The sequence below is a fragment of the Parafrankia sp. FMc2 genome, from assembly GCF_041008525.1.
GTDB lineage: Bacteria > Actinomycetota > Actinomycetes > Frankiales > Frankiaceae > Parafrankia.
In genome coordinates this window covers 1-625 of record NZ_JBFLUG010000499.1, presented here as the reverse complement: position 1 = coordinate 625, position 625 = coordinate 1, and the positions used below count along the sequence as shown (strand labels likewise).

The window sequence follows — 625 nt, the reverse complement described above, 5'->3', positions numbered from 1 at the left end:
TCCATCCGTGCGGCGAACTGCGCGTTCGCCCTCGGTGGGATGGTCCAGCACTTCCTCAGATGAGGACGCAACCTCGTTTTTTTAAGACCCGGCCGATGGTGGAATGGTCCAGGTCCGGGATGTCATCGACCAGCACGACGTGCTTTTCCAACAGCCGCAGCGACCAGCGTGCATAACCTGCCGGTGGTTGCGAGCATGCCAGCGCGATCAGTCTGGCCTCGACCTCGCCGGTCACCGGGGAAGGCACCGGGGGAAGCTCCCGTTCCTTCCGACCGATCGTGGCCCACACATCCCCACCGGACTCGGTGAACCGCTTCGCGACCAGCCGCAGCGTCTCACCCGAGACCCCGACCCGGACCACGAGCTCTTCCTGGGAGGCAACCGGGCCGACCGAGGTGTCCAACGCGAGCAGGACCCGCGCCCGCCGGATCATCGACGCCGGATGAACCCCCGTCGAGGTCACCCGAACCAACGCGTCACGATCAGCCGCGGTCAAGGTGACCGGCCGCTTCTTCTGCGAACCCACGACACAGTCCTGACCGGCAGAGGGACGGGAAGACCTGCCAGCCCAACCCTCTCACCCAGACACGAAACATGCCAGGACTAAGCGGCGACAGTCTACTAG

1 protein-coding gene is annotated in these 625 nt (G+C 65.3%); it reads right to left on the bottom strand.

Features of this window, described 5'->3' with window-relative positions:
• Positions 1 to 55: 55 nt before the first annotated feature.
• A complete protein-coding gene (locus tag AB1460_RS38135; RefSeq protein WP_368967476.1) occupies positions 56 to 526 on the bottom strand; it encodes a helix-turn-helix domain-containing protein in 471 nt (156 codons plus the stop codon).
• Between the last annotated feature and the right edge of the window lie 99 nt (positions 527 to 625).